20 protein-coding genes are annotated in these 19,135 nt (G+C 40.9%); 8 read left to right on the forward strand and 12 right to left on the reverse strand.

Annotated elements, in window-relative coordinates:
- Positions 1 to 55 precede the first annotated feature (55 nt).
- Positions 56 to 1,438 (reverse strand): NAD-dependent succinate-semialdehyde dehydrogenase, encoded by a 1,383-nt coding sequence (locus tag FBD94_RS07795; protein WP_131610459.1) that lies wholly within the window; start codon positions 1,436 to 1,438, stop codon positions 56 to 58.
- A 174-nt stretch (positions 1,439 to 1,612) separates the two neighbouring features.
- Between FBD94_RS07795 and FBD94_RS07800 the strand changes: the two genes are divergently transcribed.
- On the forward strand, positions 1,613 to 2,863 hold the full coding sequence (locus tag FBD94_RS07800) for a PAS domain-containing sensor histidine kinase (protein ID WP_136879785.1): 1,251 nt from the start codon (positions 1,613 to 1,615) through the stop codon (positions 2,861 to 2,863).
- Positions 2,860 to 3,912: a response regulator gene (locus FBD94_RS07805; RefSeq protein ID WP_136879786.1), complete on the forward strand. Its 1,053-nt coding sequence runs from the start codon at positions 2,860 to 2,862 to the stop codon at positions 3,910 to 3,912. Before FBD94_RS07800 ends, FBD94_RS07805 begins: the two co-directional genes overlap by 4 nt.
- A gap of 42 nt (positions 3,913 to 3,954) precedes the next feature.
- Here the strand turns inward: FBD94_RS07805 and FBD94_RS07810 are convergent, their stop codons facing one another.
- The 9 genes from FBD94_RS07810 to rocD form a co-directional block, all read right to left on the reverse strand.
- Positions 3,955 to 5,229, reverse strand: coding sequence for an acetyl-CoA hydrolase/transferase family protein (locus tag FBD94_RS07810; RefSeq protein ID WP_136879787.1), 1,275 nt, complete (start codon positions 5,227 to 5,229; stop codon positions 3,955 to 3,957).
- Positions 5,230 to 5,281: 52 nt separating this feature from the next.
- The gene (locus FBD94_RS07815; RefSeq protein ID WP_235884402.1) at positions 5,282 to 6,661 is read right to left on the reverse strand and encodes a hypothetical protein; all 1,380 of its coding nucleotides are present in this window, start codon (positions 6,659 to 6,661) and stop codon (positions 5,282 to 5,284) included.
- A 30-nt stretch (positions 6,662 to 6,691) separates the two neighbouring features.
- The gene (locus tag FBD94_RS07820) at positions 6,692 to 7,318 is read right to left on the reverse strand and encodes a YceI family protein (protein ID WP_136879788.1); all 627 of its coding nucleotides are present in this window, start codon (positions 7,316 to 7,318) and stop codon (positions 6,692 to 6,694) included.
- 203 nt (positions 7,319 to 7,521) lie between these two features.
- Positions 7,522 to 7,770, reverse strand: a complete 249-nt coding sequence (locus FBD94_RS07825; protein WP_235884403.1) for a hypothetical protein — start codon at positions 7,768 to 7,770, stop codon at positions 7,522 to 7,524.
- A 52-nt stretch (positions 7,771 to 7,822) separates the two neighbouring features.
- Positions 7,823 to 8,194: a hypothetical protein gene (locus tag FBD94_RS07830; protein ID WP_136879789.1), complete on the reverse strand. Its 372-nt coding sequence runs from the start codon at positions 8,192 to 8,194 to the stop codon at positions 7,823 to 7,825.
- Between the two features lie 250 nt (positions 8,195 to 8,444).
- A complete protein-coding gene (locus tag FBD94_RS07835) occupies positions 8,445 to 9,422 on the reverse strand; it encodes a tryptophan 2,3-dioxygenase family protein (protein WP_235884404.1) in 978 nt (325 codons plus the stop codon).
- A 25-nt stretch (positions 9,423 to 9,447) separates the two neighbouring features.
- Positions 9,448 to 10,734, reverse strand: a complete 1,287-nt coding sequence (gene kynU / locus FBD94_RS07840; protein ID WP_136879790.1) for a kynureninase — start codon at positions 10,732 to 10,734, stop codon at positions 9,448 to 9,450.
- Between the two features lie 189 nt (positions 10,735 to 10,923).
- Positions 10,924 to 11,901, reverse strand: a complete 978-nt coding sequence (locus FBD94_RS07845) for an arginase (RefSeq protein WP_136879791.1) — start codon at positions 11,899 to 11,901, stop codon at positions 10,924 to 10,926.
- A gap of 6 nt (positions 11,902 to 11,907) precedes the next feature.
- Complete coding sequence (gene rocD, locus FBD94_RS07850; protein ID WP_136879792.1) at positions 11,908 to 13,167, reverse strand: ornithine--oxo-acid transaminase; 1,260 nt, start codon at positions 13,165 to 13,167, stop codon at positions 11,908 to 11,910.
- Between the two features lie 147 nt (positions 13,168 to 13,314).
- On the opposite strand from rocD, the gene FBD94_RS07855 reads away from it, so the two are divergent.
- The 3 genes from FBD94_RS07855 (at position 13,315) to FBD94_RS07865 (ending at position 15,232) form a co-directional block, all read left to right on the forward strand.
- A complete protein-coding gene (locus FBD94_RS07855; RefSeq protein WP_136879793.1) occupies positions 13,315 to 13,767 on the forward strand; it encodes an Lrp/AsnC family transcriptional regulator in 453 nt (150 codons plus the stop codon).
- A gap of 136 nt (positions 13,768 to 13,903) precedes the next feature.
- Positions 13,904 to 14,746 (forward strand): biotin/lipoyl-containing protein, encoded by an 843-nt coding sequence (locus tag FBD94_RS07860; RefSeq protein WP_136879794.1) that lies wholly within the window; start codon positions 13,904 to 13,906, stop codon positions 14,744 to 14,746.
- Positions 14,747 to 14,797: 51 nt separating this feature from the next.
- Positions 14,798 to 15,232 (forward strand): DUF1810 domain-containing protein, encoded by a 435-nt coding sequence (locus FBD94_RS07865; RefSeq protein WP_136879795.1) that lies wholly within the window; start codon positions 14,798 to 14,800, stop codon positions 15,230 to 15,232.
- Positions 15,233 to 15,265: 33 nt separating this feature from the next.
- Here the strand turns inward: FBD94_RS07865 and FBD94_RS07870 are convergent, their stop codons facing one another.
- Positions 15,266 to 15,853, reverse strand: coding sequence for an exodeoxyribonuclease III (locus FBD94_RS07870; protein WP_205945862.1), 588 nt, complete (start codon positions 15,851 to 15,853; stop codon positions 15,266 to 15,268).
- Between the two features lie 30 nt (positions 15,854 to 15,883).
- On the opposite strand from FBD94_RS07870, the gene FBD94_RS07875 reads away from it, so the two are divergent.
- Positions 15,884 to 16,093: a hypothetical protein gene (locus tag FBD94_RS07875; protein ID WP_136879796.1), complete on the forward strand. Its 210-nt coding sequence runs from the start codon at positions 15,884 to 15,886 to the stop codon at positions 16,091 to 16,093.
- Positions 16,094 to 16,182: 89 nt separating this feature from the next.
- On the opposite strand, the gene FBD94_RS07880 is transcribed toward FBD94_RS07875, so the two are convergent.
- Entirely contained in the window at positions 16,183 to 17,079 is an 897-nt protein-coding gene (locus tag FBD94_RS07880) for a LysR family transcriptional regulator (protein ID WP_136879797.1), read from the reverse strand.
- Positions 17,080 to 17,155: 76 nt separating this feature from the next.
- Between FBD94_RS07880 and FBD94_RS07885 the strand changes: the two genes are divergently transcribed.
- A complete protein-coding gene (locus tag FBD94_RS07885; RefSeq protein ID WP_131610445.1) occupies positions 17,156 to 18,217 on the forward strand; it encodes a saccharopine dehydrogenase family protein in 1,062 nt (353 codons plus the stop codon).
- 7 nt (positions 18,218 to 18,224) lie between these two features.
- Positions 18,225 to 19,130 (forward strand): DUF1338 domain-containing protein, encoded by a 906-nt coding sequence (locus FBD94_RS07890; protein WP_136879798.1) that lies wholly within the window; start codon positions 18,225 to 18,227, stop codon positions 19,128 to 19,130.
- Positions 19,131 to 19,135: the final 5 nt, after the last annotated feature.

Below are 19,135 nucleotides of genomic sequence, written 5' to 3' on the forward strand. Positions count from 1 at the left end.
TATCATCAGTTGTTATGATATAGATCATCTGCAGAGATTTAAAAACCCCGGCCGACTAAAAAGGGTCTGTTAAATTACTGATCCGAATCAGTTTTTTATTGACAAATTCCTGTATGCCTAGGCTGGACAATTCCCTTCCATAGCCGGACCCCTTAGTTCCGCCAAAAGGCAGATCAGGCTGGGTCCAGGTCGGATGATTGATAAACACCATACCGGTATCAATCTGTTCAGCCAAGCGTTTTCCACGCTCGATATCATTGGTAAAAATACTCCCACCCAAACCAAAAGATGAGTCGTTTGCCAGATCAATCGCCTCCTGCTCATTTTTAACTCTGTAAAACGAAGCCACCGGTCCGAATAATTCTTCATGATACGCTGCCATGCCAGGTTTAACATTACCTAATATGGTAGCCTCTATAAATGCACCTTTTCGATCAATCAGTTTACCACCTAACAATACCTTTGCACCAGCCCTCACACTTCGCTGTACCTGTTCAATCAACTGTATAACTGCTCCTTCTGAGCTTAAAGGGCCTAATTCTGTGTCCTCATCCATTGGATCTCCAACCTTTAACCCAGTTAGTTTAGCCTTGAATTTATCCAAAAACTCATCAGCAACTGCTTCCAGTACAATAATCCTTTTTGAAGCCACACAGCATTGGCCCGTATTGTTCATGCGTCCTATAACGGCCCAATCCACCGCTTTATCCAGATCCGCATCTTCCAAAACAATGAAGGCATCGCTACCGCCAAGTTCAAGCACCGATTTCTTTAGAAATTTTCCTGCAGCAGCGGCAATACTTGCACCAGCAGTTTCGCTTCCGGTAAGAGAAACGCCTTTAATCCGTGGATCAGCTACTACATCATCTATAAGGCTTCCGCTGACAAATAAATTTGTATATAGACCTTTTGGTGCACCAGCCTGTGCAAACAACTCCTGAATTGCCAATGCACATTGCGGAACATTCGAAGCATGTTTAACTAACACAACATTACCTGCCATAATGTTAGGTGCAGCAAAACGAGCGACCTGATAAAAAGGAAAATTCCAAGGTTCAACTCCAAGTAGCACACCAATTGGAGTGCTCTTAATATAAGCTTCACCATATTCAGTTTCCAACTTTTGGTCACTTAGGAAGGCTTCCCCATTTGTAGCATAATAGTCTATAATATCGGCGCTAAGGGCGATCTCTCCATAGCTTTGAGCGATTAATTTACCCATCTCCAATGTAATCAATTTAGATAGTTGATCTCTTTGCTCCCGCATCAATTTTGCGACACCGTGTAGGAGATCTGCCCGTTCTGCATAAGTGGTTTTACGCCAGCTTTGAAAAGTTTCATCAGCAATAGAAATTTCGACCGCCACCACTTCCGGAGACATTTCCTTGAAACTTTTAATAAGTTCGTTACTAAAAGGATTAACGGTTTGTATAGCCATAATGTGGATTGTTTATTTGGTAGATAAAGCATAAAGGTCCGTGTAATTGCCAACCTGGGAAATGATGGGAATCATCTACAGAGAAGATACTCATCATCATCCCATATAATTAAAACAAAACCGCCTACAGATTGTAGGTATAGAACAGATTAGTATGATCTGTAACCCTATTTTATGGAAAATTCCGTTTTGCTGAAAGCGATTATCGACAATGCGATAGACGGTCTGATCACCATAGATGACCAAGGGGTAATTGAATCCATTAATCCCTCTGCCTGCAAACTTTTCAACTATACCGAGCAAGAAGTACTTGGAAAAAATATATCTATGCTAATGCCACAACCTGATCGGGGGTATCATGACGGTTACCTGTTTCGTTATAAAAAAACTGGTGACGCCAGCATTATTGGTATTGGAAGAGAATTGACCGGCATGAGAAAAAATGGAAGTCAGTTTCCTTTTAGATTGGGTGTCAGTGAAGTCAGGTACTCTGGAAGGGTCGTTTATGCTGGTTTTATTCATGACTTGAGTAGGGAAAAAGAAGCCGAATCACAACTTCAGGATTATGCAACGTCGCTGGAAGATCAGGTACAAGAGCGTACGGTTTCCCTTCGGGAAACCGTTGATGCCTTAGAGCAGACAAAAGCTGAATTGAACCTCTCTATTGAAAATTTACATAATACAGTTTTTACCTTGGAACAAACACAACAGGAATTGAGCTTATCACTGGCAAAAGAACAGGAATTGGGTAAGCTTAAAAGTCGGTTCGTTTCCATTGCATCACATGAATTCCGTACACCTTTGAGTATGGTACAGCTTTCTGCTTCACTTATTGAACGCTATGCGCTTCCTTTTGACAGTCCCAATATCGGTAAACATGTAAGCAAGATAAAAGATGCTGTACAGAATGTTACTGCAATTCTGAATGATTTCCTTTCCCTCGAAAAATTGGATACAGGGAAAGTACAGGCCAAATTCAGCCATTTTAATTTGGCGGAATTCGCTGCAGAAATTATTGAGGAGATGCAGATCGCATTAAATGGGAGACAGAAAATAGTTTTCGTGCATAGAGGCTCGGAATTGATGATCACACTAGACCAAACACTCTTAAAAAACTGCATCGTTATACTCATTGATAACGCTATAAAATACTCTGGCGAAGAAAGTTCCATACAATTCTACACCAAAATCAATGAAAACAACTGCACCATCCGAATTTGTGACAATGGCATCGGAATACCTATTGAAGATCAGAAACATCTTTGTGAACCATTTTTCCGAGCCCACAATACGGGAAAGATCTCTGGTAACGGACTTGGATTAAGCATACTTTCCAGATATACCGACCTGATGAATGGTAAAGTAGATTTCAAAAGCAGAATTAACCGAGGTACGCTTTTTACCCTCACATTTCCACAATCATGAACAAAAAAATATTGATCATTGAAGATCACGATGGCATAAGAGGGAACATAGTTGAGATCCTGGAAATGGCTAAATACACTGTTTTTGAGGCTGACAATGGCAAGGTTGGTGTAGAAATGGCTTTAAAACATATTCCAGACATCATTCTTTGCGATATCATGATGCCTGAACTTGACGGGTACGGGGTATTATATATGCTCAACAGATATGTAGAAACAGCCTCCATTCCTTTTATTTTTTTAACAGCCAAAGCTGAGCACAACGACTTGCGCAAAGGAATGGAGATGGGCGCAGACGATTACCTGACCAAACCTTTTGATGACATTGAACTGCTCAATGCTATCGATGTTAGACTGAGAAAACAAGCCTACCAGAAACTTCAGAATAAAGACACAACAGAGGAGTTCAAAGTATTGGTTTCCAAAACAGACGGGCTGGCAGAATTTGCCAAGATCATAGCAGGTCATAAAGGCCATGAATTCAGGAAAAACCACGTGCTTTACTATGAGGGAGATCATGGTAGAGGTTTGTACCTGATCACTCAAGGTAAGGTTAAAACCATTAAACTTTCACAGGATGGACGTGAACTCATGACCGGAATGTATAGCACAGGGGATTACCTCGGCATCAGTGCCATTTTAAGCAAAAGCGCCTATACCGATACTGCTACCACAATAGAAGATAGTATACTTTGCCTGATCCCCATAGACGAAATTGAAAAGCTAATCAACCTTTATCCCGAAGTAGCAAGAAAGTTCATTCATCTTTTATCTCGTGACAACCAGGAAAAAGAAGAACAACTACTAGAACTGGCCTATGATTCAGTCAGAAAAAAAATGGCCGGAGCCATTCTTCGCCTGTATCACCAGCAAATTGTAAAAAAAGATTTTTTCAGCATTGCCAGGGAAGACTTAGCAGCCATGGCCTGTATGGCTACCGAAACGGTAAGTAGAACTCTATCAGATTTCCACAATGAAAAATTAATTGATCGTGAAGGCATAACCATTACTGTACTAGATCTGGAAAGACTTGCAAAAATGAAGAACTGATTAAGCAATTACTCCCCCATCCAGGAAGAATGTCTCTTTTTATCAGTCAAACCGGCTAAAGTATGCCTTGTCTAGCATCTCACGATGATTGGGGTGTGCGATTTCAATCAATGCCTTTGCCCTTTGCTTTAGAGATTTACCAAACAAATTTACCATTCCATATTCGGTCACAACCCAATGAACATGTCCCCTTGTGGTAACCACCCCCGCTCCTTCTTTAAGAAACGGAACAATTCGGCTAATGCCTTTCTGTGTTTGAGAAGGCAGTGCGATGATCGGCTTTCCACCCTCAGATAAAGATGCACCACGCATAAAATCCATTTGACCACCTATACCGGAATATTGATAGGTTCCTATAGAATCAGCACACACCTGACCAGTGAGATCCAATTCTATTGCGCTATTTATCGCTGTTGCTTTTGCATTTTGCCTGATGATACTGGTGTCATTCACATAACTGATGTTCATCACACGAATCGAGGGATTGTCATCAACAAAATCGTAAAGTTTTCGGGTACCTGTGATAAATGAAGTGACAGATCTGCCACGATTCAACTTCTTTAGGCTGTTATTGATCACCCCTTTATGGATCAGGTCAATGATCCCGTCAGAAAACATCTCGGTATGTAGCCCAAGATCTTTATGTCCACAAAGATTTTTGAGGACCTGATCAGGAATGCTTCCAATTCCTAGTTGCAACGTGGCTCCATCTTCAACAAGCGAGGCCACATTGTATCCAATCTTACCAACAATATCATTAACTGCAAAGGAATAATCTACTTCTGGCAATTCGGCATTATGGTAAACTAAAGCTGCTAATTTGTCTATATGAATAAAGCTTTCCCCGTGGGTTCTTGGCATTCTGTCGTTTACCTGGGCGATTACAATCTTAGCCGTATCAACAGCAGCCTTTGCAATATCAACAGAAGTTCCCAAAGAACAGTAACCATGTTTGTCTGGAGGAGATACCTGAACAAGAGCTACATCAATTGGCAAAATATTCCCATAAAACAACTGTGGAATCTGACTCAGGAAGATAGGCACATAATCACCACGGCTGCTATTGGCGACGGCGCGGGTTGCCGCAGAAACGAATAAAGAATTGAAGAAGAATGACTTGCGATATATGTCAGTATCGAAATCAACATCTCCCAAAGTCGTAATGCTTACCAGCTCGACATTCTCAAGATCTGTATGCCTATTCTGCATCGCTTTAACCAGAAAGACAGGGGTAGCTGCGCCACCATGAATAAAAACCCTGTTTCCCGATGTAATTAATTTGACTGCCTCTGCAGCTTCAGTATGCTTTAACTCCATAAATGCCTTAATTTCTATAAATCTTTCTTGCTAAATTATTTTTCAAGTTACATTAAAAACCAACCACTGCTTCTATCACATATCCATTAAATTTGCCTCCCGAGCGATAATCCTGAATAGGAAAATCTTTATATTTCTGGACTACGTACTCTCCTTTTAGAAGGATATTTCTAGTTAAAAACCAGCCCGCTGCTCCGGCAATGCGCTCAACTTTCACGTCGTCGGTATAGGTGATCGCTGCAGAATTGGCTAAACGCGCAGTAACTGTATTGTATTTGGCACCGATAAAAAAGTTCTCGGTTTTTCCGAATCGGTAGACCGCATCGGCTGCAAATTGTTTCATTTTCCTGGTGTCTGTTTCTTTAGCTGTTCTTCCAGAAGCAGTTTCTAAGGTTCCAAACAATTCAAACCCTTTTACTTTTAAAAAACCGTTGAGCATAATCGTGTTTACTTTTTTATTGAACCCGGGGTTAAAACGGCCGGAGAATGCCAATGGGGTACCTGCACCTGTTGTACTGCTAGGATTGGCAGAATTTAGCTCCATCACATACTGATAATTAGATCCGGAGCGGTCACCGCCAAAAATGGTATTTCCACCGGAACTTTGATTGCCATAATAAGATCCGCTAACCCTTACCCGCACATCTTTCATGATTTGCTTGTCAAATCCAGCTTTCAACAGTATTGATGGGGATTTATGGTAGTCGCCATCAGGATTTGAGGCTGCATACAATGAATCTATATTGCCTTTTATCATACCATTGGTTGCACCAAGCAATCCAAAAAAACCATTTTTCCTTAACATGACCTGTCCACCAATCTCTGTTGCAAACTCATCGACAATATTCCCCTCCATAAATGGATTATAAATCGCGTTTCCTCCGTCACTTCTACGAAAGTGCTGATCACCGTAGTCTACCTCAAAGTGTCCGATCTTAAGGGTTGCGATTTTCATGATGTCGTCCCAGATCTGACCTTTAAAAGGGAGCTTATCAAACTGGATGTATCCGCCTTTGACCCAGTTCTCATTGTGATGCTTCGTAGAAAGGTAACTGGTAATGTTTAACCTAATCCCGTCGGACAATTGCACGTCCATATATAGGTTGGCCTGGGCGGTTTGAAACCCGGGGGTAATTACTTTTAACCTATTACCTGCCACAAGAGGATTAAATGACCCTATTGTGTTGTTCAAAGCGTCTGGGTTTTTATGTTTCAGGTTTTGAAACTGCTGTGTAAAACCAGCTCCAAATTTCAATTTTAATCCGTCAAATGTGGTGACCGTATCTTTCGGATCTTCAAATACATTGATACCGGTTTTGTCATAGGGTCTCAAATTGTCTATTTTTTGAAACTGCGCTTGACTAAGCGGAATAAAGCAAATCCACATGAACACAGTTATGGGCACTAAGCGTTGGGTATTTTTAAGTCTCATGTTTTTTTATTTATAGTTATTTTTAACGGGTTACTTTTTAAAATTGAGCGTAAATAAGATGGTCAGTTCATTACCCACCTTCATGGCACCGAGCATATAGCTGGGAGGCTGTATGCCATAATCGGTTAGCTTTATTTTTTGCTGACCAGTGCATAAAATGGTATTATCAGCATTCACTTCCCCATTTACGTGTAAAGTAATGATCTTGGAAACTCCCGCAATCGTAAGTGTACCGGTTGCATCAACTGAAAATTTATTTTTCTGCAGCGGTGAAATAGTTGCTTCACGGAGCTTAAAGTCAATATCGGGATAGGCATCAGCCTTAATGACTTTATAAGTGCGGTTATTCATAGACTCACTTTCGCTCTTTAAGTTTTTAGACTTCACACTAAAATTTAGTGAAATCAGTTTTTTAGGTACCCCAGCCGCTCCGGAAACGGGACCGAAATTTGCATCACATGCTAAATTTTCCGCCGTCATCGTCCAATCATGGATGTTTGACTTGCCTGCGATCTTTACGATATTTTCTTTAGCGCCATTTAGTTTATATACAACCTGTGCTTGTAAGCTATTGCTGATCCCAACACCGATAAAAATGAGAACGATCAGGTATTTAAAACGGATAGGTTGAAGCGTAGTGCACAACATCTTTTTCATAACATTCTAATTAAATAATTTAACCAAAATTACAATGAAGATTTTCCTCCTACGATGATTTCAAACATTCAAAATAATGATCATCATCATAAACCCTTTAAATTCCAAAGAAACCAACCATGTAGTTTTCTCAAAAAGAAATAAAAACGAATACTGATGAATGAGAGAAAACCAGTTACAGCAGTTCCTAAAAAAAGTAACCCTTAAGGATTGAACTTTGCAAATAAAATACCGGCAATGATTGCCTGGGCGAAACCATAAAGAAACCAACTGAGGACCATCAATGCAGTAATATCCATCGCACTAAATGTGATCCACATCACGGGCAGTAAAGCGACTAGTGCGTATACAGAACCGAATTCCAGCCCTCTTAAGATAAAGGCTCCATTGAATAGCCCCTTAAAGCGATCCCAAAACCAGGATAAGGCAAAACTGATTACAAAGGCGTGCAAATAGAAAAGTATATCTCTGTTTCCATCTGAATTAAACAGGGGATTATTATACCTAAAAACGCTTCACTATAATGATCTTCGGATAGACCTTAGCTTTAAGCGTCTTTCTCAAATCACTAGTCATCATCGCATTCTTGCAGTCAAACTTTTGGACCTCAAGGGCCATTGATCCTGTAATCTTCATCAGCTCATTCTTATTCCTCTTATAAAACACCAGGGTATCCGGTTGAGTATACTCAGGAATGATACAGCTGAATTTGTTGATATTGGTGCTACCGTTTACTTTAAGTGTGCATTGTTTTGTTAAAATCCATTTCTCAAGATCTGCGCTAATATTTTTAAAACTAAAAATTGGCCACATGAATAAAAACAGCAAGAGAAATGGCCTTTTCAGAAGATTTGTAGCAATTCGGATCTTAATCATTTTACAGCAATAGCATGGCGATGAAATACCCTGTAAATCTTGGACTAATATTTCCTTATTTAATTGACGGAGAACAGGCTTTATGATGATACTCATCATGCCTGTACACCACCAATACATCACCGTTACAAGGTTATACCATCGGCGATTACGAGCTCGGCAGCAGCTATAGTTTTTTCAATAAATAGTCCAGCCCTGCCCACGAACTAAAATGCAAAGGAGATTCCTGAGGAATCTCCTTTGCATTTCATTATATTTTATAACTCTTTAATATATTCATTACCCATGTTTTACCCCACTCTTCCAGTTGTTCCTCAGTCCACAAAAAGGGGAAGAAGATTCTTTTTTGAAAGCGTGGAGGCAGGTATTTTTGCCAATTGGTACCTCCTGTGGCCGCAATGTCTACTGGGTCTTTTTCCAGGTAGCGCACAGCGGACTTATAGTGAGACAACGGCCATTCTACATTCACAAATAGGTCGAGTTTGCGCAGTTCGTTTTCCACTTCGGTCACATCCTGGCCTTCTCTAACCAGCTTCCTGTAAAGTGCTGCAAAATTCGTTTGGACACAATCGTTTGCTAACTGCAGGAACCCAGCGGCATACTTGGCAATGAACTGCTGCAGGGTCAGGGTTTGCTTTCCGGTCGACAATTCTGAGGCACCAAATTTCCAGTACAGGTATTCAAACTGTTCCTCAACAGTAGATGCTGTCAATTCTTCCCGCTTGCTTTTGTCAACCAGCCGGATGAGATCTGCAGCATAGATTTCGATCATGCGGTACTGTCCGGATTGGAAACCACTCGCGGGAAGCAACGACATCCTGAATTTCAAGAACTGTGATTTGTCCATTCCATCTACCATAATGTCAAACGAAGAAACCAAAGCCGTAAAGTAAGCATTGATTCGTTTTAACCTTTCGACAAAAAAACCGGATGTTAATGCTGCATGTCCACTGATTTGCCTGCATTCATGCAGGGTCAGCTTAAAGTACAGCTCGGTAATCTGGTGATACATGATAAAAATCTCTTCGTCAGGAAAAGGTGTTTTCGGAGTCTGAAGACTCAATAAAGTATCTAAATGTATATAGTCCCAATAGGTCAGATAATCTGCATAAAGCAAACCGTCCAGATAAGCGTTGATATCCTGGCCCATGGCCGCAAATTTTTCCTGAAGTTTGGAAAGGCGGTCGGTAATTTCTGGTGTAATTTCCATCTCTTGATCTTTGATCATTAAATTAATTTTATTCAGTTCTGGTTTACACCAATTCTTTACTGATTTTCATCAGCTGTTCACCGGTGATAAATACATCTTCAAAATTGTTGTATAATGGGACCGGACTTAAGCGGATGACATTCGGTTCACGCCAGTCGCCCAAAATATTATTGGCCATCAGCGCATTGAAGATTTCTTTAGGTTTGTGTTTGGCAATGATAGAAACCTGGGCACCCCTGTCGGCTGCTGTAGCAGGTGTGATGATCTGATATTGTTCTTCACCTAAACTGCGATTCACCTGGTCGATCACATAAAAAAGGTAAGCCGTTAGTTTTTCACTTTTCTCACGAAGTGGCTCAATGAATCCCGCCTTTTCGAAAATGCGTAGCGAAGCATAATACAGCGACATAGGGATCACCTGTGTACAGCTCACCTGCCAGCCGTCCGCCCCTGCTTCGGGAACAAAACCCTTTGCCATTTTGAAACGTTCCTGCTCCTGATACCCCCACCATCCGGCAAAGCGGTTGATAGTTTTGTCCTGAAAATGTTTTTCATGAACAAAGATGCCACTGATTCCACCCGGACCAGAGTTTTGGTATTTATAGGAACACCAGCAGGCGAAATCGACATCCCAATCGTGTAATTGTAACGGTACATTACCTGCAGCATGAGCAAGGTCGAAGCCTACGATTGCTCCTGCCGCATGTCCAGCTTTCGTAATCGCCGGCATATCGAACCACTGGCCGGTAAAATAATTGACACCACCGAATAGTACAAGGGCAATTTCATCTCCCTGATCAGCTATGGCAGTAAGGATATCTGCTGTACGTAGTGTATGCTCGCCTGCTCTCGGCGCCACTTCAATAATGGCCTCTTTAGGGTCATAGCCATGAAAGCGGACCTGACTTTCCATCGCATATTGATCGGAAGGGAAAGCTCCTGATTCCATTATAATTTTAAACCGCTTACCTGATGGGCGATAAAAACTAACCATCAACAAATGAAGATTCACGGTAAGTGTATTCATTGGGCAAACTTCTTTTGGATTAGCACCAACAAGAGGCGCCATCAGTTCTTTGAGTGCCTTATGGTAAAACATCCAAGGTTTCTCGCCTTCAAACCAGCCTTCGACAGCCAGGTTATGCCAGTTTCCCAGTTGCTCATCAATGTGCTGTCTGGCCGTTTTAGGCTGCAGGCCGAGTGAATTACCACAGAGGTAAATGAAAGGTTTTCCTTTTTGTTGTGGAAATAAAAACTCATTTCTAAGTTCACGGAGTGGATCCTGCTGATCCAACTGCCGGGCATATGCCAGATTATTTTCAAAAATCATTTTTAAAAGATTAATCAAATATAAATTACACCACATGCTTATGCCGAGGGATGTAATTGAATTAAACGTGAAGTGTTTTCGTAATGACGTAAATACGGGAAGATTCAGGAATGGCCTGAATTAAGATGGTCTGTTGATGATATTTTTTAGAATATTTACCATATGTATTTTACAGACGCTAAAGTAGCATTAAATATTGATTCCGCAAATTAGATAAGATTCTAAACACGGAGTTACCTGTTCCAATACTTCAAAAGCAGTTTCAGCCATTTTATTTCCTTTGTTATCAAGCAATGGATTGACCTCGACTACTTCAAAGCATATCACTTTTTGAGAGACAATGATTTTTTTTACAATAGCAACAATTTCATGCTGGTCAAATCCTTTTGAAACGGGGGTTCCGGTTCCATGAGAGATCAGATCGCAATCCATACTGTCCACATCAAACGAAACATAGATCAAATCACAATCTGATAATTTTTCCAGTGCTTCCTGCACACAGATTTCTAATCCTCTGAAACGTACTTCTTCTACCTTATAGTTTTTAATCTCCAAATTCCGGATTTGAAGATCTTCAGCTTCTTCCGTATCTCGAACTCCAAAATAGATTAAATGTTCTGGATTCAGTTTGTACTGAGTGGTTCCGATTGTTTTTAATTTATCCCAGAAAGATAAGGTCTCTCCCTCAACCTGATTAACCTGGCAGCCTAAATTATCGTTAGCCAAAGCAGCAGCAAGCGGCATTCCATGTATGTTTCCCGAAGGAGAAGTATAAGGCGAGTGCAAATCGGCATGTGCATCTATCCAGATTACACCAAGGGTTTTATCAGGATATGCAGTTTTGATTCCGCTAATGGTCCCCAAAGCAGAGGAATGATCGCCTGAAAGCACCAATGGAAAGTAATTATCCAGCAAAGTATTTTCAACCGTTTTGGCTACACGGGAGCACTGCTGTAATACATGCTCAATTCTTTTGGCAAAAGAATTCCGGTCTTTGTTATAGATCGTTTCATTATGTGTTTCTACATCCACAAAAGGAAAATTGTTAAAGTATTCGCTCCCCTTGTTGATGGCCGCAATTTCAATAGCATCTATCCCCATATCAGATCCCCGGGTTCCTGCCCCAATATCAGATCTGTTTTTTATGAGCCTGATCAGTCTCTTCATAAATTTCTAAGCAAAGTCTAGTAAAGATTTTTCGATGATGGCCAGACTTTCAGTAATTTGTGCTGCTGTGATCACCAGCGGAGGAGCGAAGCGGATTTTATTGCCATGGGTAGGTTTGGCCAGTAAACCATTCTCTTTAAATTTCATACAAATGTCCCAGGCCATGTCAGATTCTTCGCTACTGTTGATTACGATTGCGTTGAGCAGCCCCTTTCCTCTCACCAATTGAATTAAATCTGTTTTTTTAGCAATGGCTTGAAGCCCGGACCGGAATTGTTCGCCAAGTTTATAGGCATTTTCAGCTAAGTTTTCATCAATGACTACCTGCAAAGCTTCCTTTGCCACGGCGCAAGCTAATGGATTTCCGCCATAGGTTGAACCATGCTCGCCAGGTTTGATGGTCAGCATAATCTCGTCATTGGCCAAAACGGCTGAAACAGGCAACACACCTCCTGAGATGGCTTTCCCCAGTATTAAAATATCAGGTTGGCCGCTTTTTTCCTCCGTATTGATATCGTATGAAGCCAACATACTTCCGGTGCGGGCAATTCCCGTTTGGATTTCATCTGCAATAAAGAGTACGTTGTAGGTCTGACAAAGTGCTTTAATGCGTTTTAGATAATCACTATCGGGCACAACAACACCAGCTTCTCCTTGTATCGGTTCGACAATAAAACCAGCAATATTTTTATCAGTTTTCAACAATGCTTCAAAAGCATCTACATCATTATAGGGAACATGTGTTATCCCAGATACGAATGGTCCAAAATCTTTTCTTGCACTTTCATCGTTAGAGGCTGAGATCACTGAAATGGTCCTGCCATGGAAATTCCCATCGGCAAAAACAATTTTAGCCTGATTTGCTGGGATTCCTTTGATCTGGTATGCCCATTTCCGACAAAGCTTCATGGCTGTTTCCACAGCCTCAACGCCAGAATTCATAATCAGTGCCTTATCATAACCGAATAAGTTACAGACAAACTCTTCGAAGTCCCCCAATTTATCGCTGTAAAAGGCTCTTGAAGTCAGCGTGAGTTGCTCTGCCTGGTCTTTCAGGGCATCAATAATTCGAGGATGACAGTGTCCCTGATTTACAGCTGAATAGGCTGATAGGAAATCGAAATATTTCATTTCCTCTACATCCCACACGTAAACGCCTTTTCCCCTGGTTAATACAACTGGTAGCGGATGATAATTGTGCGCACCATACTTATCTTCCTTGGCGATTAACATTTCAGTAGTGCTATTTTCTATTAAATTTTCCATTGTCGAATACTTGTCAGCTGAAGCGAAGTTAGCAACATTTCATATTAACACGCAAAATAAAGTTTTATTAACTTATTTACTACACGTAAAAAGTGAATTTAACTTAAAATATTCGATATTTGAATCGTGCATTAAACTACAAAAAACATGAATGGTGTTGACGATTTTGATATTCAAATTTTGAAAGAACTTGAAAAGGATGGGCGAATGGCGTATTCAGCGATTGCGACGACCCTGGGTGTATCCAATACCATGGTACATCAAAGGATATCGAGGTTGACGGAGCAAGGCATTTTAACAGGCATCAAACCCGTTTTAGACGAAAAAAAGATTGGTTATGACTGGGCTGCTTTTACGGGAATAACACTGGAAAAAGATCACGATTCAAATCGCATTATCGAAGAACTAAAGAAAATCCCAGAAGTTACGGAGTGTTATTACATTACTGGTAATTATACGCTATATATTAAGATCGTTGCTAAAAATCATGAACACATGAGGAAGGTGCTTTATGAAAAAATTGATAATATCTCCGGTATTGCCAAAACAGATTCTATTATTGAACTGGGGTGTGCCTTTAAAAGAAATCTCATTTTATAGAACTTTATGATGTAATATTTAGGGTTAGGGATTAATTAGTTCTTAATGCAGCGAACTGAAAAACCGTATTTTTTATCATTTTCAACCCGTTGTCTAGCCATTGGCAAATAATCTCTATCTTCGATAATCAACAAGTATGCAAGAATATTATAAACTATATGCTGATGCGCTTGACCACTTCAAAGATGAAGCACGAAAAGCCTTTGCTAGTATCTGCAGTAGCTTCGGTTTGCAGGAAGAAAATATGATCTTAAAAGATACTGATAATCTTTTTCAGCTAACATTTTCGAATAATAAAGTCCGAATCGTGGTGGAAGGAGTTAACTGGGGCATGAATACGGCTGTTCAATTTGGGGTTAATACCAAGGATAGTTACTTGTATAGCATCCTACAGCTCATAAGAGAACGAAAACCGGAACTGGTCGTTGATGGCAATCAGATTGATCAACTTTACGGCTATGCTCATTATCTAATGACCTATGCTGCAGATATTCTAACCGGTGACACCACTTTTTTTTATCAACAGGAAGTATCGAGAAAGCAAAAAAAAGAAAATGCATGGAAAGCCGAGCAAGCCGAGTCAGCAAGAAAAATTGCTGAGGGATATCAGAAAATTGACACACCCTTTGGAGAGCCTGTCTGGCGAAAATTTCGCCCGTTGTTATCAACATATAGCATTACTAAAGAAAAGTTTCCGCTTAGCTCAGAAGTATTATTTAACGAAGATGATTCATTAACCTACAGCCAATCTGAAGCTGTCATTAGCCATTGGAGAATTGAATTAGATGAGATCGTTATGAAAGATGAAGTAATTTGCGAGGTAAATACTGACAAAGTTTCAGTGGAAATTGTTGCCCCCAAAACAGGCCGGCTTGTATGGTTATTGGAAGAAGGTATTGCATTTAAATTTTCAACCTGTATTGCCTTACTTGATCCGCATTTTTTGGACAGCCCTACAGCACAATTACCCGTTAGTTAAGCGATATTTGTACAGCACAACTTTGCTTAAATACCCTAAACCCCAGCCCCCATGAAAAGTCATAACCTGGAAAGATTCATCGCCGCACAAAAATCAGTGTATCAGACTGCATTGAATGAACTAAAGGCCGGAAAAAAACAAAGCCACTGGATGTGGTACATCTTCCCGCAAATCCAGGGGCTCGGCTATACCGAGATCTCCAAACGCTACGCCATCCAGGACCTGGATGAAGCAGCCGAATACCTCGAGCACCGCATGCTCGGCCCAAGATTGATCCTACTGAGCCGTGTCCTACTTGGGTTGGAAACCAGCGATGCCCATAAAATATTCGGAAGTCCCGACGATCTCAAACTAAAATCCTGCATGACCTTATTTTCCCAGGTACCCGGCACAGACCCCGTTTTCGGCCTCGTCCTTAAAAAATTCTTCAACGGCCTGAAAGACCACATCACCCTAAAGATCCTGAACCTGCAAAGCCAAAACTAAAACAGGAAAATCAATCGCCATATCCCCCATGGATCAAACTTTAATGTTGATCCATACCGGAGCATGGTCACTGGAATGCGCCCAGCCACGCACATGCTTGTCTACTCCAGCAGAGTCAAGATGGTCCGCCAGATCCGCATTCAACAGGAAATGATCCAACCTCAAGCCTGCATCTCTTCCATAAGCATTTCGCAGGTAATCCCAGAAGGTATAGATGCGCTCATGGGGATATAATTTGCGAATAGCATCAGTCCAGCCCTGAGCGATCAATGCCTGAAAAAGCTTCCTGGCCTCAGGACGAAAAAGGGCATTATTGACATATTTCTCCGGCTTATAGGTATCCATTTCAGTAGGCATAATGTTATAATCTCCTATTAAAGCAACAGGCATATTAAAACCCTTTAATTTTTCCGAATGGGCAGTTAACCTATTGATCCATTTCAACTTATAATCGAATTTCGGTCCGGGAAAAGGATTGCCATTAGGCAAATACAGACAACCAATGACTACACCGTTGATAAAAGCCGCAATATACCGGCTGTGCAGATCTTCTGGATCTCCTACGAGCCCTCTACGAGTCTCCTGAATTTCCCCGTATCTGGATAGGATCGCGATCTTCATAATTCTCCATAGCGCTAAACAAAGCTGTCCATGGATTGTTTATTTATTTCTAAGGCATTCTATTTTAACTTAACTGATCATCCCATGGAAAAGAAAGGAAAAAAGTCCCAAAACAGTGATCCGGACAGCGCAGCCAGAATTTCAAATTCAGCCGGACAACCTGCTCAAAAAACAACGGAAGAACAGGAAAAGCCAAAACAGCAAAACGCGCTCAGCAGACCGCATATCCTTTTCAAGTAAGCTTTTCAAATGCAAATCCATTTAATGGCATATTCCCGGGTCTTTACTGCTCGGGAATATGCCTCCTATGTTGCTATACCCTCTTGGTTTTATCCTTTTGGAAGCATTTCCAATAAATAAGGCAACGCTGGATTGCTGCTGTCAGTTTTCCAGACCGCATACAAAGCTGTTTGCTGAGGTATCTCCTTCAGCTCTATAAATTTAATATTAGGGTTATCCGTTGAAGCCAATGAAGTAGGTATAATGCTAAGTCCCATTCCATTTTCTACCAGTCGGAAAATAGTAGGCGCATGAATAGACCGATGTGCTACTTTTGGAACAAATCCCTGATCGGCACACAGATTAATGATCTGTTGATAATAAAACTGACTTTGCTCATTTGGAAACAGGATAAAAGATTCGTCCTTGAATTGTCCCATATGCTTAAATTTCGCCGAAACCATGGGATGATACGCCGGAAGTACAACAGAAAAGGTTTCTGTAAAGACCTTTTTACTGGCAAAGCCCTCTGGGACAGTGTTGCTCCGCATAAAACCAAGGTCTAGAGATTCATTTTGCAGTGCCACAAGCTGCTCACTGTTACTCAATTCATCCAGTTGAAATTTGATATTCGGACAATCACTATTGAACTTTTTAAGCAAATCCGGCAATATGGATTCCATAGCCGAAGCCACAAAGCCAATACCTATTTGACCGGTATTCCCCTCCTTATATAATTTTAAATGGATAACCGCACTTTCTACTTTATTCAGCACCTGCTGTACGTCCCGATAGAATATAATCCCGGCATCTGTTAAAGTGACTTTTTTATTGCTCCGATCTAAGAGGGAAACTTTAAGGATCTGCTCCAATTGTTTGATCTGCTGACTTAAAGCCGACTGGGAAATAAACAATAACTCGGAAGCTTTACGATAGTGCAGTTCAGCAGCCAGTACCTTGAAATAATGGAGGTGACGTAGCTCTATTTGATTAGCAATACTTATCATTAGTTAATTAATATATATCGTTCACTAATGATAAATATAGAGATATTTGAATAAAAACGACAAACCAAATATAAACATGATTAAAAAAGTATTAACACTCGGACTAGGTAAGGTTGGCACCCTGGTTGGAGTACTGCTCAGCAAACAGTTCGAAGTAACCGGAATGGATAAAACGAAGCCTCATTATCCATATACCCTTCCGTTTAACGTAATTACTGGTGATGTGGCCGATGTTGAATTGATGACTAAACTGATTTCCGAGCACGACGCAGTGGTGTCGGCCCTACCCTATTTTTTAAATAAAACCATTGCTCTTATCGCACAACAACAAGGTTGTCATTATTTTGATCTGACAGAGGATGTAGAGACAACTACCTATATCAGGGGTTTGAGTGAAACGGCTACATCGGTAATGGCACCACAATGCGGACTTGCGCCCGGAATTATTGGAATAATCGGTGCACACCTAAGTAAGGAGTTCGAAAAGATCCGGTCCATAGAAATGAGAGTAGGTGCACTACCTAAATACCCTAACGGTGAAATGGGCTATTCTTTTACCTGGTCGGCCACAGGTGTAGTGAACGAATACATCAACGACGCAGAAGCTATACACGATGGCAAACGCAAACAGGTTATCTCTTTACAGGGTAAGGAAAGCATCAATATAGAAGGTGCTGCTTATGAGGCTTTCTATACATCTGGTGGTCTGGGGACCATGTGCGAAACTTATGATGGAAAAGTAGATAAACTGGATTATAAAACGATCCGTTATCCGGGGCATTGCTACCTGATGAATTTCCTGATTCATGAGCTGCATATGAAAAATGATAAAGCACAACTGGAAAACATACTTAAAAATGCTAAACCAGTAGTAGAAGAAGATGTAGTGTTAATTTATGCCGTTTCTGAAGGATGGAAAGACGGTGAATTAAAACGCAACGAGTTTTACAAGTCATGCAAACCTATTGATATTGATGGCCAAAGCTGGAGGGCAATTTCCTGGACTACCGCAGCAAGTCTTGTAGCTGTAATTGAAATGGTAGCCAATGGATCGCTTCCTTCAAAAGGCTTTATTAAGCAGGAAGAAATTTCACTTGAGGCCTTGCTAAATACAAAAACCGGCAGCCTGTTTAAATAAACAAATTATGAATTTTGATAAAGAAAAACCCCTGGATACTTTTCTCAACATACTCTTTGAGCGTTATGAACAACAGGTTCCTGCAGTCAGAATGATTACCAATGCTTTAATTTCATCAGGTGTGATTGCGAGGCAGCAGGATATTGTGAACGACCATATCGCCTTCAGAACATTGGGTGTTCGGCATTTGGGCATTGCTTCTTTCGAAAAGATCTTTTTGCATCAAGGTTACAAAAAGATGGATTACTACCATTTTGAAGGAAAAAAGCTAAATGCTTACTGGTATGCTCCCCCATCGCCTGAGTATCCCCGGATATTTATGAGCGAGCTGATTGTAAACGATCTATCGGAAAAAGCGCAGGAAATAATTCACAACTACACCCGCAACATCCATCAGGATCCTGTAGATGCACTTGATCTGGATAATGGCCAGGAGATTGGCGAATTTTTCCATCAGCCCTTATGGACATTGCCTTCTATAGAAGATTACCGGATTTTATTGGAAGAAAGTGAATATGCTGCCTGGGTAATCTACAACCGTTATTACCTGAACCATTATACCATAAGTGTACATGATCTGAAAGCGGGTTACAATACACTTGAAGATTTTAACCGCTTTGTGGAATCCCTGGGATTGAAATTAAACAGTTCGGGTGGAATCATTAAGGTTAGTCCGGATGGCTTATTACGCCAGAGCAGTACGGTTGCAGAAATGAAAGAAGCTATCTTTATAGAAGCTGAAACCATGCCTATTGCAGGTAGTTATGTGGAGTTTTCTGAGCGCCTGGTTCTGCCGGAGTTTAAGGACCTACCCCTGGCGGCAATTAAGCAGGAACACAGACGTGAAGGCTTCGAGACGGACAATGCAGATAAAATATTTGAAAGTACCTACATCAAACAAACAAAAGATTAACCAAT

Origin of the sequence: Pedobacter hiemivivus (genome assembly GCF_005144565.1) — a bacterium.
GTDB classification, from domain to species: domain Bacteria; phylum Bacteroidota; class Bacteroidia; order Sphingobacteriales; family Sphingobacteriaceae; genus Pedobacter; species Pedobacter hiemivivus.